This is a genomic window from Denitromonas iodatirespirans (assembly GCF_018524365.1).
GTDB lineage: Bacteria > Pseudomonadota > Gammaproteobacteria > Burkholderiales > Rhodocyclaceae > Nitrogeniibacter > Nitrogeniibacter iodatirespirans.
In genome coordinates this window covers 65,234-78,961 of sequence record NZ_JAEKFT010000011.1, presented here as the reverse complement: position 1 = coordinate 78,961, position 13,728 = coordinate 65,234, and the positions used below count along the sequence as shown (strand labels likewise).

Sequence of the window (13,728 nt, the reverse complement as noted above, 5' to 3'; positions counted from 1 at the left end):
GCCATCAGTCGAGCCAGGGCAGGGCGTCGCCGGCCGCGATGCGCTGGCGCAGGATGTCGCGGTATTCGTTGGGGTCTTTCACCAGCACCATTTCGCCGTCGCGCGGCAGGTGGAAGTCCTCGGCGCGCGACAGCCAGAAGCGCAGCGCCGCGGCGCGCAGCATGGCCGGCCAGGCGGCGTGCTCGGCCTCGGTGAGCGGGCGCTCGGCATGGTAGCCGGCGAGCAGGGCGCGGGTGCGCGTGGTGTCGAGATGGCCGTCGGCGTCGGTGCACCAGTCGTTGGCGGTGACGGCCAGATCGAACAGCAGCGCGTCGTTGCCGGCGAAGTAGAAGTCGATCACGCCACCGACCTCGTCGCCGTCCCACAGCAGGTTGTCGCGGAACAGGTCGGCGTGGATCACGCCTTCGGGCAGGGCCGCGGTGTCGATGCCGGCCTGGAAGGCCAGCTCGGTGTCGAGCAGGGTTTGCTCGTCGGCCGGCAGGTAGGGGCGCACCGCCTGTGCCGTGATGGCGCGCCATTCGGGGCCGCGCGGGTTGATCTGGCGACGGCCGAAGCGCTGCCCGGCCAGGTGCAGGCCGGCCATCATGGTGCCGACCTTGGTGCAGCGCGCGGCATCGGGGGCCATGTCGGCGCCGCCGGAGAGCCGGCGCACCAGGGCCGAGGGCTTGCCGGAGAGGGTGCCGAGGTATTCGTTGTCGAGGTCGGCGATGGGGGCCGGCACCGGCAGGCCGTGGCGCGCCAGGTGGGCCATCAGGTGCAGGTAGAAGGGCAGCTCGGCGCGCGGCAGGGTCTCGAACAGCGTCAGCACGTAGCGGCCGAGGCTGGTGGTGACGAAAAAGTTGCTGTTCTGCACCCCTTCGGAGATGCCGCGCAGCTCGACCAGGTGGCCGATGGCGTAGTTGGACAGCCACTCGTCGAGGGCGTCGGGGGTGACGGGTGTGAAGACGGACATGATGAAGTCACCGGCCGCGAGTGTGCGCGGCCGGTGCGAGTGTTGGCGTTACCAGGATTTGATGACCCACATCGGGACGGACAAGGGCTTTTCGCCGGCGATGTGCTCGAAAGTGCCATCGCCGCGGCGGTCGATCAGGTAGTAGGGGGTGCCGTGCGGAGGGGTCACCTTGACCATGTAGAGCTTGCCGTGCGCGCGGTATTCCTCGACCACGTCGTCGCCACGCTTGACGATGGTCACTTGCGGTTCGAAGTCCTCCTCGGTCACGCCGGCCGGAATCGGCGGCGGGGCGGGCACGTCTTCAAGCTTGGGCTGGCTGTCTTGAGCCGATGCCATCTGCGTGGCAGCGAGCAGGGCGGTGGCGATGATCAGGGTGAAAATCGGCTTGCGCATGGGATTCTCCTTGGATGTCGCCATTCTAGCAGTTGGCGCCGATCGGCAGGCGAGCCGGCGTGTGGCGCGGTGGGTTCAGGCGGCCGGTGCGCGGACCCGTTGCACCTGCACGCCGAGCCCGTCGATGCCGGCCTCGACCACGTCGCCCGGCTGCAGATAGCGCGGCGGCTGGTGGCCCATGCCGACGCCGGGCGGCGTGCCGGTGATGATCAGGTCGCCCGGCTCGAGCGTCATCACCCGGCTGCATTCGGCGACGAGGCGCGCGCAGGAGAAGATCATCTTGGCGCTGTTGCCGGTCTGCATGCGTTCGCCATTGACGCTCAGCCACAGGCCGAGCGCCTGCGGGTCGGGGATCTCGTCGGCGGTGACCAGCCACGGGCCGACCGGCCCGAAGGTGTCGAAGCCCTTGCCCTTGCCCCACTGCCCGCCCGAGCGGTCGAACTGGTAGGTGCGCTCCGAGATGTCGTTGGCCACGCAGTAGCCGGCCACGTAGTCGAGCGCCTCGGCCTCGCTCACCGAGCGCGCGCGGCGGCCGATGACCATGCCCAGCTCGACTTCCCAGTCGAGCCGCGAAAAATCGGGCGGCGGCACGATGTCGTCGTTGGCGCCGCACAGGCAGCTGGTCCACTTGGGGAACATCACCGGCTCGGTCGGTGTGGGCAGGCCGGCCTCGGCGGCATGGTCGGAGTAGTTGAGACCGATGGCGACGAACTTGCCGCAGCCGCTCCACGGCACGCCGAGGCGCTGGGCGCCCGGCACCGCGGGCAGGCTGGCGGGGTCGAGGCTGCGCAGCGCGGCCAGGGCGTCGGGCGCGAGCGTGGCCGGCGTGATGTCGCCGACCACATCGGACAGGTCGCGCACCACCCCGTGGGCATCGAGCAGGCCGGGACGCTCTTCGCCCGCCGGGCCGTAGCGCAGCAGTTTCAACCTGGAATCCGTAGTTGGACGTGGCCGAGTGTGCGTCTGGCGAGATGTCTGGCAAGGCGCGACGACGCACAGCCTGCACGCTGTAAGGAGGAGCAACGCAGCCAGGCGGCTCGCCAGGCGTGCAATCGGGCGCGTAGCGCTCTCCCCCGATGGGTGATCGGGCCCGGAGCCGGGATATCTTGCATATTCAGCCTCTTGTTAAAAAGCTCAAGCGGTCAACTGCGGTTTCTAGGTTCATAGATTGAGCATCAGTTCGTGTTCGTCGGGTAGCGGCAGGAAGCCGCGCGATTCGTAATGCTTGAAGATCGCCTCGACCACCTGGTCCGGCTCGTCGATGATCTGGATCAGATCCAGATCTTCGGGGTTGATCATGCGCTCGCTCACCAGCCGGTCCTTGAACCACTCGAGCAGCCCGGCCCAGAACGGCCGGTGCACCATGATGATCGGGATGTTGCGGGTCTTCTTGGTCTGCATCAGCGTCATCGCTTCGAGCAACTCGTCGAGCGTGCCGAATCCGCCGGGCATCACCACATAGGCGGAGGCGAACTTCACGAACATGAACTTGCGCGCGAAAAAGTGCTGGAAGGTCTGCGAGATGTCCTGGTAGGGGTTCGCCTGTTGCTCGTGGGGCAACTGGATGTTCAGCCCGACCGAGGGGCTTTTGCCGAAGAAGGCGCCCTTGTTGGCCGCCTCCATGATGCCCGGGCCGCCGCCCGAGATGACCGAAAAACCGGCATCGGACAGCTTCCGGGCGATCTGCTCGGTGAGCACGTAATAGGGGTGGTCGGCCGGTGTGCGGGCGCTGCCGAAGATGGAGACCGCCGGACGGATCGCGTTGAGCCGTTCGGTGCCCTCCACGAACTCTGACATAATTCCGAAGATTCGCCAGGATTCGCGCGCGTTGTACTGCGGCACGGCGGCATTGGGCAGGTCGGCGGGGAGTTTGTCCTTGGCGTTCATGTGGCCTCGTGCGCGGTGCGTGGCGGCGGATCCGCCTTCCGACAACCTCTGCCGGTGACATCTCCCATGCCCACGCTACTGCTCGTTGATGGATCGAGTTATCTGTTCCGCGCCTTCCATGCCATGCCCGACCTGCGAAATGCCGCAGGCGAGCCGACTGGCGCGGTATACGGGGTTCTGAACATGCTACGTCGGCTCGATGCCGACTACAAGGCGGACTACCGCGCCTGCGTGTTCGACGCCAAGGGCAAGACCTTCCGCGACGACTGGTTTCCCGAGTACAAATCGCACCGTCCGCCCATGCCCGAGGACCTGGCGGTGCAGATCGCGCCGCTGCATGAGGCGATCCGCGCGCGCGGTTGGCCGCTGCTGATGGTCGACGGCGTCGAGGCCGACGACGTGATCGGCACGTTGGCGCGCCAGGCCAGCGAAGCGGGCATGGACGTGGTGATCTCCACCGGCGACAAGGACCTCACCCAGCTGGTGGATGAACGCGTGCGCTGGGTCAACACCATGAGCAACGAAGTGCTCGACCCGGCCGGAGTCGAAGCCAAGTTCGGCGTACCGCCCGAGCGCATCATCGACTACCTGGCGCTGGTCGGCGACACCGTCGACAACATCCCCGGCGTGGACAAATGCGGCCCGAAAACGGCGGTCAAGTGGCTGACCCAGTTCGGCACGCTGGACGACATCGTTGCCCATGCCGGCGAAGTGGGCGGCAAGGTCGGCGAGAACCTGCGCAAGCATCTGGACTTCCTGCCGCTCGGGCGCAAGCTGGTGACCGTGGCCACCGACCTCGACCTCGGCCTCGGCCCCACCGATCTGGTCCAGCGCGAGGAGGACCGCGAAAAGCTGGTCGAACTGTTCTCGCACCTCGAATTCAAGAGCTGGCTGCGCGAAGTGCAGCAGGCGAGTGACGCTCCCGCCAAGGACGCCGCCGGCCAACCCGCCGCCCCGGCCGCCGTCGAGCACCCCGCCGCCCCGGCCGCCGTCGAGCACCCCGCCGACCCGACCAGCCACCGTCAGGGCTACGACACCGTGCTCGACGCCGAGGCGCTGGCCGCTTGGGTGGTCAAGCTGCGCAGCGCGCCGATCGCCGCCTTCGACACCGAAACCACCAGCCTCGACCCGATGGCCGCCAAGCTGGTCGGCCTGTCCTTTGCCGTGCCCGGCGGTGGCGCCGCCTATGTGCCCATCCATCACCGCTACGCCGGCGCGCCCGACCAGCTCGGTCTGGATGCCGTGCTGCTCGCCCTGCGCCCCTGGCTGGAGAGCGACAAGTACAAAAAGGCCGGCCAGAACCTCAAGTACGACAAGCATGTGCTGGCCAACCACGGCGTGCGCCTGCGCGGCATCGCCGACGACACCCTGCTCGCCTCCTATGTGCTGGAGAGCGACAAGTCGCACGACATGGACAGCCTCGCCAAGCGTCACCTCGGGCTGGAGACGATTCCCTACACCGCCCTGTGCGGCAAGGGCGCCAAGCAGATCGGCTTCGACGAGGTGGCCATCGACCAGGCCAGCGAATACGCCGCCGAAGACGCCGATATCACCCTGCGCCTGCAGCAATGCTTTGCCGGCCAGCTGGCCGCCGAGCCGCAGCTCGAATCGGTCTATCGCGACATCGAACTGCCCACCATGGAAGTGCTGTTCGAGATGGAGCGCAACGGCGTGCTGATCGACGACTTCCTGCTGGCTCAGCACAGCGAGGAACTCGGTCGCCGGCTGGTCGAACTCGAAGCCGAGGCCCACAAGCTCGCCGGCCAGCCCTTCAACCTCAACTCGCCCAAGCAGCTCGGTGAGCTGCTGTTCGGCAAACTCGAACTGCCGGTGGTCAAGAAAACCGCCACCGGCCAGCCCTCCACCGACGAAGAAGTGCTGCAAAAGCTCGCCGAAGACTACCCGCTGCCCAAGCTGCTGCTCGACTACCGGGGCTTGGCCAAGCTCAAGAACACCTATGCCGACAAGCTGCCGCTGATGGTCAATCGCCACACCGGCCGGGTGCACACCAGCTTCTCCCAGGCCGTCGCCGTCACCGGCCGCCTCGCCAGCTCCGACCCCAACCTGCAGAACATCCCGATTCGCACCGAAGAAGGCCGCCGCATCCGCGCCGCCTTCATCGCGCCGAAAGGGCATCGCCTGGTCAGCGCCGACTACTCGCAGATCGAGCTGCGCATCATGGCCCACCTGTCGGGCGACAAGCGCCTGCTGCAGGCCTTCGCCGACGGCGAAGATGTGCACCGCGCCACCGCCGCAGAGATCTTCGGCGTCAAGCCGGCCGAGGTGGACAAGGAACAGCGCCGCTACGCCAAGGTCATCAACTTCGGCCTCATCTACGGCATGAGTGCCCATGGCCTCGCCAAGAACCTCGGCATCGAACGCAGCGCCGCCGCCAGCTACATCGACCGCTACTTCGCCCGCTACCCCGGCGTCGCCGACTACATGGCCCGCACCCGTGCCGAAGTGGCCGACAAGGGCTATGTCGAAACCGCCTTCGGCCGCCGCCTCCACCTGCCCGACATCCACGCCAGCCAGGCCGGCCGCCGCCAGGGCGCCGAACGCGCCGCGATCAACGCCCCCATGCAAGGCACCGCCGCCGACCTCATCAAAAAAGCCATGATCGCCTGCTCGGCCTGGCTCAAGCGCGACAAGCTCGCCTCAAAGCTGATCCTGCAGGTGCATGACGAACTGGTGCTCGAAGTGCCGGACGAGGAGCTGGCGACGGTGCGCGAGCAGTTGCCGAAGCTGATGGCCGGCGTGGCCAAGCTGTCGGTGCCGCTGGTGGCCGAAGTGGGGGATGGGGCGAATTGGGATGAGGCGCATTAGCGTCCATGCTGCGCGGAGCGAGAACCATGAACTTTGATGAAGTAAAAGGAAAGCTCGAAAAAGTTTCTTCCTTGATTCGCGGCGACGACTCTCAACGAAACATTGGTCGCCTCAACACATTCGTGAAGTACGCAGTCGAGGCTTGGATGCTGATCGATCCGCTTACTGGCGCGGTTGGTACAGGAATGCAACTGCTTACCACAGTTTTGGACGATGTCTTGAACAGTGTCAAAGGAGCCGATCAGCAGGACGTGAATACCATTGTTCATCAGGTCCTTGAGCGCCATTCTGGGGAGCTCGCCGAATTGAGGCATCTGATAGCAATGCTGATGCCGCGGGCGAGTGTTGTCTTCGACGGAGGAGGGGCGGTTACCCTGAGGGCCGGCCATCGTGTAGCGTCAGTGACGGATTGTGGCGGGGATCATTTTTTGGTCAATTTTGATGAATCTCTAGATTTTCCTGATGATTTCATGGCTCTTTGTAGTGTATCTGGCGCGATATCCGTTGTTCATCGAGATTGGATTGAAGTGCGCCTTCCGGTTGGAACTCATCGATTGGCGAGTATTCCGATCAAGGTTGCGTTGATACGAATCGGCTTTCCCTGAGGCGCAGATCGCGTAGTCCGGCCGGGGGCAGCAGAGCTCGTAGGGCGGATAAGCGAAGCGCCATCCGCCGTATGTGCTCGTTCGGTAAGCCGATATGGCGGATGGCGCCTTCGGCTTATCCGCCCTACATGGCTTGCCGCCCGCAGATACGACGCGGCCTCGTGCCGACGAGTCGTCCGCAGCAAGCGTAGCCCGGCCGAGGGCCGCAGGCCCGACGCCGGGGGCATCGTGCCCAGCTGGCGACGCTGATCCCGGCGTCGCTGCGCTCGGCCGGGCTACGGGGGTGGCGGCTTGCGTCGCGCGTAGCCCGGATGCAGCGAAGCGGAATCCGGGATTGGTTGGTGGATCAACCGCAAACCCCGGATTCCGGCCTTTGGCCCGCATTCGGGCTACGGCGCCTGTTTCACCCATGTGTCGACCAAGCGCTCAAGCGCGTCGCTGTGGTAGAGGTCGATGCATTTCATCGTGTTGAATTCCGACGCAATTGACCCCGAGTACGTGCGTTCCGCATAGCGCTTTGCAAGCTTGCCGAGCGCTTCGTATGCCTCGATGGGCTGGTTGCCGAATTCGAGGTAGGCGCTGGCGGTGGCGTTGGCGTCGTCGCGGTCCGCCGGGCTCTTGGCGATCGTCGCCAGGCAGGCGCTCAGAGCCCAGTTCTTGAGCAGTTCCCGTTGCGAGTAGTTGGCCGTTTGAGGCATGGCCATCGACGAGGTGTCGGTGGCGCAGGCGGGGAGGGCGAGGGCGGCGAGCAGGATGGCGGCGTGTTTCATGGAAGTACCCAGAGGGCGCCCGATTCGGGCACGAAGCTGCCGTTGTCGGGGTCGCCGAGCAGGTGGCAGCTGTCGGCGCACAGTGTGCCATTCCACAGGGTCACATGCCCGCTTGCGTTGCCCCAGCCATGGCCTTTGATGACGACGATGCCTTGCATCTGGCTGAAGTCGTCCGGCGTTGGAGTGGCGGTGTCCTTGTCCGAAAAAGCGACGGGGCATCGAGCCTCCGTCGGCGGCCATCGCGCGTAGCCCGGCCGAGGGCCGCAGGCCCGACGCCGGGGACAACGTGCTCGGCCGGCAAGGCGGACCCCGGCGTCGCTGCGCTCAGCCGGGCTACGGGTGGCGGTGGCTTGCGGTGCCCCGTTGCCGTCCGCCGTTTGCCGACCCCGTCGATTGCATGCGCCAGTCTTCAAGTCCGCCGCGATGCCGCCGTAGATCGTTTGTGATAGGCGAAGATCCCCGGCGAGGGGTGCCGGACGAGGAGAGGCGAGCGGGTGGTGTCGGTGAGCAAGGTCCTGCGGGATATCCGTATGCGGCGGGCGGGGTTGTTGGTGGCTGCGCCGGCGGCGGTGCTGTGCCTGGTGGCGGGGGCGTGGCGGGCGTCGGAGGGCGCGCTGGCGGCCGGGATCGGGCTGCTGGCGGTGGCGGTGCTGCTCGGCTGGCAGGAGCTGCGCCATCTGCATGAGACCTTCCGTGCGCACGGGCTGGCGATGCGCGGGGCGCATGACGGGCTGTGGTCGTGGAACCCGGAGACCAAGCGGCTGTGGGTGGGCGACCGGCTGCTGGCGATCCTCGGTTATTCGAGCAATTTCCTGCTCGATACGCACGGCTGGCTGGCGCTGGTGCATCCGGACGACCGGGCCAACTACAACCGGGCGGTGGCCCGGCACCTCAAGGGCGAGACACCGTTTTTCTACTTTGAATACCGGGTATGTGCCCGCGACGGCAGTTATCGCTGGATCGCGTCACGCGGCGAGGCGGTGCGCAACCGGCGCGGCCGGGCGGTGCTGATGGCCGGCTCGGTGTCGGACATCACCGAGCGCAAGCAGACCGAGGCGCGCATCCAGTACCTGGCCTATCACGACCAACTCACCGGCCTGGCCAATCGGGCGCTGCTGGCCGACCGTCTCGACCAGGCCATCGCCCAGCGGCAGCGCGGCGCTCCGAGCGGGGTGGCGGTGCTGTTCATCGATATCGACCGCTTCAAGGATGTGAATGACGTGCATGGCCATGCGGTCGGCGACGTGCTGCTGGTCGAGCTGGGCCGGCGTCTGCATGACTGCGTGCGCGAGTCCGACACGCTGGTGCGCCAGGGCGGGGACGAATTCATCATGGTGATGTCGGCGGTCGATTCGCCGGCCAGCGTGGTGCCGGTGGCGACCAAGCTACTCGAGGCGGTGCGCCAGCCGTTGCATGCGGGGGAGGTCGAGCTGTGCGTGAGCGCGAGTATCGGCGTGAGCCTGTTGCCGGACGACGCGGCCGACGCGCAGACCCTGCTGCGCAATGCCGATACGGCGATGTACGAGGCCAAGCGCTCGGGCGGCAATCTGGTGCGCTTCTACACCCGGGCGATGAACGACGCGGTGCGGGCGCGGGTAGAGATCGAGAGCGGCTTGCGCCAGGCGATCGCGCGCAAGGAGCTGTCGCTGCATTTCCAGCCGCAGCTGAGCATCGCCACCGGCGCGCTGGTCGGCTGCGAGGCCTTGCTGCGTTGGCGCGATGCCGAGGGGCATAGCGTGCCGCCGGATCGCTTCATTCCGGTGGCGGAGGCGTCGGGCCAGATCATCGCGATCGGCGAGTGGGTGGTGGGCGCCGCGCTCGACCAGATCCTGGCATGGCGGGGAGACGGTTTCGTGCCGCCGCGGGTGGCGATCAACGTATCGGCGCGGCAGCTGGCCCAGCCCGGTTTTGCCGCCGTGGTGCTGGCGGCGTTGGCGGCCCGCGCGCTGTCGCCCGAGGTGCTGGAGGTGGAGGTGACCGAGTCGGTCTTCCTGTATCCGGACAGCGCGGCGCTGGGCGAGCTGCGCCAGTTGCGCCGGGCCGGCATCCGGCTGGCGCTGGACGATTTCGGCACCGGCTACTCCTCGTTGTCCTACCTGGGCGTGCTGCCCTTCGACACGCTGAAGATCGACCGCAGTTTCGTGGCCACCGTCGATGCGCCGGACGATGCGCGCGGCGACGCGATCCTGAAGGCGACGATCGCCATGTCGCGCGCCTTCGCCATGCAGGTGGTGGCCGAAGGGGTCGAACGCCCCTCGCAACTGGCGGCCTTGCAGGCGCTGTCCTGCGATGTGTGCCAGGGCTATCTGTTCAGCCCGCCGGTGACCGGCGAGCAGTTCGCGGAACGCTGCCTGACGCCACACGGCGCGTCGGCCCTTCGCTGCGCCGGCTGAGCGCCTGGATCAGGCCGTCTTTGGTGCGCCGCTTGGCCACACCCGAAAAACGCTCAGGCGCTGAGGGGGTAGCGGGCGCATGCCCGAAGAATGGCAAAAAAGTGTCAAGCCTTTGCGGTATTGTCCGCTCTGTGCCAGTGCACAGCCGGCCGCCGACGGCCGGATGCCCGAATGCAAGTTCTCGAACACGCGTCATCGGAGCCCGACATGTCCCCCAGTCCCAGCACTTTGCAACGCGCCCGCCAGATCCTGGACGAGGCGCATGGCAAGCTCGACCGGCTGCGCCGCATCGAGCCCTATCTCATCGACCTGTCGCTGCGCGAGAACCCGGTCGGCGCCCGCATCGGCCAGACGCTGGCCGACAAGCTGGCGATCCTGCCGCGGCTGCGTGAATTCGGCTTTCGCAACATCCTGCTCGGCACGCTCGACTATTCGATGCCCGACGAGCTGGAGGTCGACGACGATTTCATGATCCATCTGCGCGACACCGGTGCCGATCTGCGCGGCTGCTTCGCGTTTACCGACATCGGCATCGCCGCGCCCGACGGCAGCTTCACCCCGTCGCCCTCGCAGTTGAAGCTGCGCGACTACGGCGTGCCCAACACGCTGCACGAGATCTATCTGAGCCAGGCTGGGCGAGAGGGGCTGTACGACCTGGATACCCTGCGCCGCAGCGTGACGGCCAGCGTGGCCTGGCTCAACGCCAACATCCGGGGCGACGACGGCGCACCACCCCGCATCCTGATCAACATCGTCGATGGCTGCGATGCCTTCGCCGAAGACCCGGACACCACCTGCGCCATGCTGGCGCTGCTGGCCGAGTTGCCGATCGAGGGCGTCAGCATGGAAGACGACCGCGGCACTTACCTGCCTTTCCAGGTGGGCGCTTACGTGGCGGTGGCACGCAGCCTGTTGCCGCCGCCGCTCAAGCTGCTGGTGCATCTGCATGCCGGCGGCGGTTTCGAAAACGCCTCGGTGATCGAGGCGCTGCTCAATGGCGCCGACGGCGCCTGGGGTGGCCTGCCCAAGCGGGCGGCGATCATCGGCCATGCCTCGCTGGGCGAGCTGATCGCCAACCTGGTGCGGGTCGGCAATCCGCACATGCAAGGCTACCGGCTTGACCAGCTGTTGCCGCTGGCCACCGGCCTGCAGGTGCTCGACGAGAACGAGGCGGTGCCCGACGACCTGCCGATTCTCGGCCGCAACGCCTACCGCCTGCCGCTGAGTTTCTTCCGCCAGACGGCGGAGCGCTTCATGGATCTGGTGCCCGAGGCCATCGGCGGCACCTACCGCTACCGTGTCTGCCCGGTGGTCAGCGATGCCGCGGTGATCGCCGGTCGGCTGGCCGAGGTCACCGGCCGGCCCGCCGAGGGCTTTCCCGAGGCCGTCCTGACGCAGATGATCCGCCTGATGCGCCGCGAGTTGCGCCAGGGGCTGCGCATTGCCTACGATGAGCCCGATGCGCTGCTGGCCTTGCATGCGCGCGCGATCGCGTCGCTGCGCGAGGCCGCTCCGCCGTCTTCTGCTGCCGAGGATGCTGCGCCATGACCCGACCCGCCGACCACACGCCTGCCGATGCCGCGGTCTATAAGACCCTGCTCGAATCGACCAAGGCCATCCCCTGGCAGATCGACTGGAAGACGCTGACATTCACCTACATCGGCCCGCAGATCGAGCAGCTGCTCGGCTGGTCGCCGTCGAGCTGGGTGACGGTGCAGGACTGGGCCGAGCGCATGCACCCGGAAGACCGCGAGACGGTGGTCAATTTCTGTGTGGCACAGTCCCAGGCCGGCACCGATCACGAGGCCGACTACCGTGCGCTGACCAAGGACGGCGAACATGTGTGGATCCGCGACGTGGTGCACGTGATGCGCAACGAGGCCGGCGAGGTAGAGTCGCTGGTCGGCTTCATGTTCGACATCAGCGAGCGCAAGAAGACCGAGCAGCAACTGCTCGATTTGCAAAAGGAACTCGAGTCGTTGTCGTTCAAGGACGGCCTCACCGGCGTCTCCAACCGGCGCATGTTCGATGCCATCCTCGAAGCCGAGTGGGTGGCCGCCCGCCGCACCGGCCAGCCGCTGTCGCTGATCCTCATCGATATCGACTACTTCAAGCAGTACAACGACAGCTACGGTCACATCCAGGGCGATGCCTGCCTCAAGCAAGTGGCGCGGGCCCTCGCCGGCGCAGCCACGCGCGCGCGCGACGCGTTCGCCCGCTTCGGCGGCGAGGAGTTCGTGCTGATCCTGCCGGCCACCGACGAGGCCGCGGCGAGCAAGATCGCCGAGCGCTGCCGCCGCCTGATCTTCAAGGAACAGATCCCGCACGACAGTTCGCCCGTCGGCCAGTTGCTGACGATCAGCCTCGGCGTCGGCACCATCGTGCCCACCCACCAGGAGACGGCCATCGACTTCGTCGAAGCGGTCGACCGGCGGCTCTACCAGGCCAAGCAGCGCGGCCGCAACTGCATCGTCAGCGCGCTCTGACCGTCGCGGCGCGCCTTCGGTCGCGCCGCGTTCCCGGATACCGTGGCAGGCAGGCCGGCAGCGGCCTTGCGTGCGTCGGGCGCAACGTTCGCCTGGTGCGCGTGCCTCCGCCCGGCGGCTGCCGGGAAGGGTGTCGGCGCGTCTTACACCAGCCCCATGGTCCGGCTGGCCTGACTTTGCAAGTGACTGATATTGCAACAGTTTTAATCGTGGCACGGCCGATGCTTCGCGGTTGACGTCCTTCGCCTTGACCGCAAGAACCCCGAGCAACTTCCCCATGCGGGGCGCCATGCGGTAGGTGGTCAGTCCGTTCGCGCTGCCACCGCTTTCCGATGCGCAACCTTCGCTGCGTGTCGATGGGGTTGCCGTGTCCGGCAGCCGGGCTCACATTCCGCGCCGCAGACCTTCGAGACGATGCCCTGCGGGCGGATCCGAAGGAGCAAGATCATGACTCTCATCTCAGACAATGCGCATTTGGCGCAGCGCCTGCTTGCGCGCGTGCTGCTGGCCTGCATCGGACTGGGCGCCCCGGCCGCGGCCTCGGCGCTGCCGATGTATGCCTATTCCAAGAACGAAATTTCCGACGTGATCGTCCAGACCGGGACCGAGGCGGGGGGCTTCATCAGCATTGCGCCCTTCCTCGGGACGGGCTTTCAACAAGCGGTGCACGGCGGCGACGGTCTCGACAGCCAGGGGGTCAGCGCCGATCCGCAACAGGCCAAATCGGGACCGGGGCCGTTCCCCGGCGAAAACGACTTCGACCCCTCGGGTGAGCGGGGTGCCTATGCACGGGCCGACACCTGCGTGTTCAGCGACAAGTGCCAAGACACGGCGTCGAATGTGGCCGAGGTTTTCCGGCCGTCGGCCGGCGAGGACCGGGCCAGCGCCGAGGTGGAAATGCGCTGGGACCTCAAGCTCAACGCCGGCGACGACGTGCGCATCTCCTTCTGGGCCTGGCCGGACATGCATGTCAAGACCAGTGGCGACAGGGAGCACGCCGCGGCGCTGTATGACGTCTTCTTGTCGATCTCGCCTCTGGGCAATTTCGACAAAACGCTGTTTTCCTGGTCGCCCTGCGGCGATGCGGACGATAGCGACTGCCGGGAACGGGATGCGTCGGTGAGCGTCTTCGGCATTACCGATCCGTTCGACCTGCACCAGTTCATCGAGTGTGTCGGCCACTGCGACAGACGCGCGCCCGGCGAGGGCGTGGCGCCCAGTCGATTCGAAATCTCCGTGCGTGGCTTGGGCGGTATCGAGGGGCAGGAAGTGATCCTGTTCCTGGAATCTACCGAAGCGGTTCGAGTATGGATTCCCGAGCCGGGCTCATTGGCCCTGCTGGGCGCGGCGCTGCTGGCCGGGTGGGCAAGTCGCGGCGCGAAGGCGGGCCGCGCGCCCCTCACCTGAGTCGCCGGA

12 protein-coding genes are annotated in these 13,728 nt (G+C 66.8%); 6 read left to right on the top strand and 6 right to left on the bottom strand.

What is annotated here, in order from left to right; genetic code table 11:
* Positions 1-4: 4 nt before the first annotated feature.
* The 4 genes from I8J34_RS11595 to I8J34_RS11580 form a co-directional block, all read right to left on the bottom strand.
* Positions 5-952: a homoserine kinase gene (locus tag I8J34_RS11595; protein WP_214361569.1), complete on the bottom strand. Its 948-nt coding sequence runs from the start codon at positions 950-952 to the stop codon at positions 5-7.
* Positions 953-1,000: 48 nt separating this feature from the next.
* A complete protein-coding gene (locus tag I8J34_RS11590; RefSeq protein WP_214361568.1) occupies positions 1,001-1,345 on the bottom strand; it encodes a DUF2782 domain-containing protein in 345 nt (114 codons plus the stop codon).
* A gap of 75 nt (positions 1,346-1,420) precedes the next feature.
* On the bottom strand, positions 1,421-2,272 hold the full coding sequence (locus I8J34_RS11585; RefSeq protein WP_214361567.1) for a fumarylacetoacetate hydrolase family protein: 852 nt from the start codon (positions 2,270-2,272) through the stop codon (positions 1,421-1,423).
* Between the two features lie 234 nt (positions 2,273-2,506).
* Positions 2,507-3,232, bottom strand: coding sequence for an LOG family protein (locus I8J34_RS11580; RefSeq protein WP_214361566.1), 726 nt, complete (start codon positions 3,230-3,232; stop codon positions 2,507-2,509).
* Positions 3,233-3,298: 66 nt separating this feature from the next.
* Between I8J34_RS11580 and polA the strand changes: the two genes are divergently transcribed.
* Together polA and I8J34_RS11570 are read left to right on the top strand one after the other, a co-directional pair.
* Complete coding sequence (polA, locus tag I8J34_RS11575; protein WP_214361565.1) at positions 3,299-6,058, top strand: DNA polymerase I; 2,760 nt, start codon at positions 3,299-3,301, stop codon at positions 6,056-6,058.
* Between the two features lie 26 nt (positions 6,059-6,084).
* Positions 6,085-6,663 (top strand): hypothetical protein, encoded by a 579-nt coding sequence (locus I8J34_RS11570; protein ID WP_214361564.1) that lies wholly within the window; start codon positions 6,085-6,087, stop codon positions 6,661-6,663.
* Positions 6,664-7,052: 389 nt separating this feature from the next.
* On the opposite strand, the gene I8J34_RS11565 is transcribed toward I8J34_RS11570, so the two are convergent.
* Both I8J34_RS11565 and I8J34_RS25340 read right to left on the bottom strand, forming a co-directional pair.
* Positions 7,053-7,433: a T6SS amidase immunity protein Tai4 family protein gene (locus I8J34_RS11565; RefSeq protein ID WP_214361563.1), complete on the bottom strand. Its 381-nt coding sequence runs from the start codon at positions 7,431-7,433 to the stop codon at positions 7,053-7,055.
* The gene (locus I8J34_RS25340) at positions 7,430-7,591 is read right to left on the bottom strand and encodes a T6SS effector amidase Tae4 family protein (RefSeq protein WP_214361562.1); all 162 of its coding nucleotides are present in this window, start codon (positions 7,589-7,591) and stop codon (positions 7,430-7,432) included. The genes I8J34_RS11565 and I8J34_RS25340 overlap by 4 nt, the downstream gene beginning before the upstream one ends.
* A gap of 345 nt (positions 7,592-7,936) precedes the next feature.
* Between I8J34_RS25340 and I8J34_RS11555 the strand changes: the two genes are divergently transcribed.
* The 4 genes from I8J34_RS11555 (at position 7,937) to I8J34_RS11540 (ending at position 13,719) form a co-directional block, all read left to right on the top strand.
* Positions 7,937-9,826, top strand: coding sequence for a putative bifunctional diguanylate cyclase/phosphodiesterase (locus I8J34_RS11555; protein WP_214361561.1), 1,890 nt, complete (start codon positions 7,937-7,939; stop codon positions 9,824-9,826).
* A 207-nt stretch (positions 9,827-10,033) separates the two neighbouring features.
* Positions 10,034-11,374, top strand: coding sequence for a beta/alpha barrel domain-containing protein (locus tag I8J34_RS11550; protein WP_214361560.1), 1,341 nt, complete (start codon positions 10,034-10,036; stop codon positions 11,372-11,374).
* Positions 11,371-12,312, top strand: coding sequence for a sensor domain-containing diguanylate cyclase (locus I8J34_RS11545; RefSeq protein WP_214361559.1), 942 nt, complete (start codon positions 11,371-11,373; stop codon positions 12,310-12,312). The genes I8J34_RS11550 and I8J34_RS11545 overlap by 4 nt, the downstream gene beginning before the upstream one ends.
* Positions 12,313-12,786: 474 nt before the next feature.
* A complete protein-coding gene (locus I8J34_RS11540) occupies positions 12,787-13,719 on the top strand; it encodes a PEP-CTERM sorting domain-containing protein (protein WP_214361558.1) in 933 nt (310 codons plus the stop codon).
* Positions 13,720-13,728: the final 9 nt, after the last annotated feature.

Bases quoted from the DNA above. Each gene is read 5' to 3' on its own strand.
- I8J34_RS11595 (WP_214361569.1), bottom strand. From the start codon at position 952: ATGTCCGTCTTCACACCCGTCACCCCCGACGCCCTCGACGAGTGGCTG.
- I8J34_RS11590 (WP_214361568.1), bottom strand. From the start codon at position 1,345: ATGCGCAAGCCGATTTTCACCCTGATCATCGCCACCGCCCTGCTCGCT.
- I8J34_RS11580 (WP_214361566.1), bottom strand. From the start codon at position 3,232: ATGAACGCCAAGGACAAACTCCCCGCCGACCTGCCCAATGCCGCCGTG.
- polA (WP_214361565.1), top strand. From the start codon at position 3,299: ATGCCCACGCTACTGCTCGTTGATGGATCGAGTTATCTGTTCCGCGCC.
- I8J34_RS11570 (WP_214361564.1), top strand. From the start codon at position 6,085: ATGAACTTTGATGAAGTAAAAGGAAAGCTCGAAAAAGTTTCTTCCTTG.
- I8J34_RS11565 (WP_214361563.1), bottom strand. From the start codon at position 7,433: ATGAAACACGCCGCCATCCTGCTCGCCGCCCTCGCCCTCCCCGCCTGC.
- I8J34_RS25340 (WP_214361562.1), bottom strand. From the start codon at position 7,591: ATGCAAGGCATCGTCGTCATCAAAGGCCATGGCTGGGGCAACGCAAGC.
- I8J34_RS11550 (WP_214361560.1), top strand. From the start codon at position 10,034: ATGTCCCCCAGTCCCAGCACTTTGCAACGCGCCCGCCAGATCCTGGAC.
- I8J34_RS11545 (WP_214361559.1), top strand. From the start codon at position 11,371: ATGACCCGACCCGCCGACCACACGCCTGCCGATGCCGCGGTCTATAAG.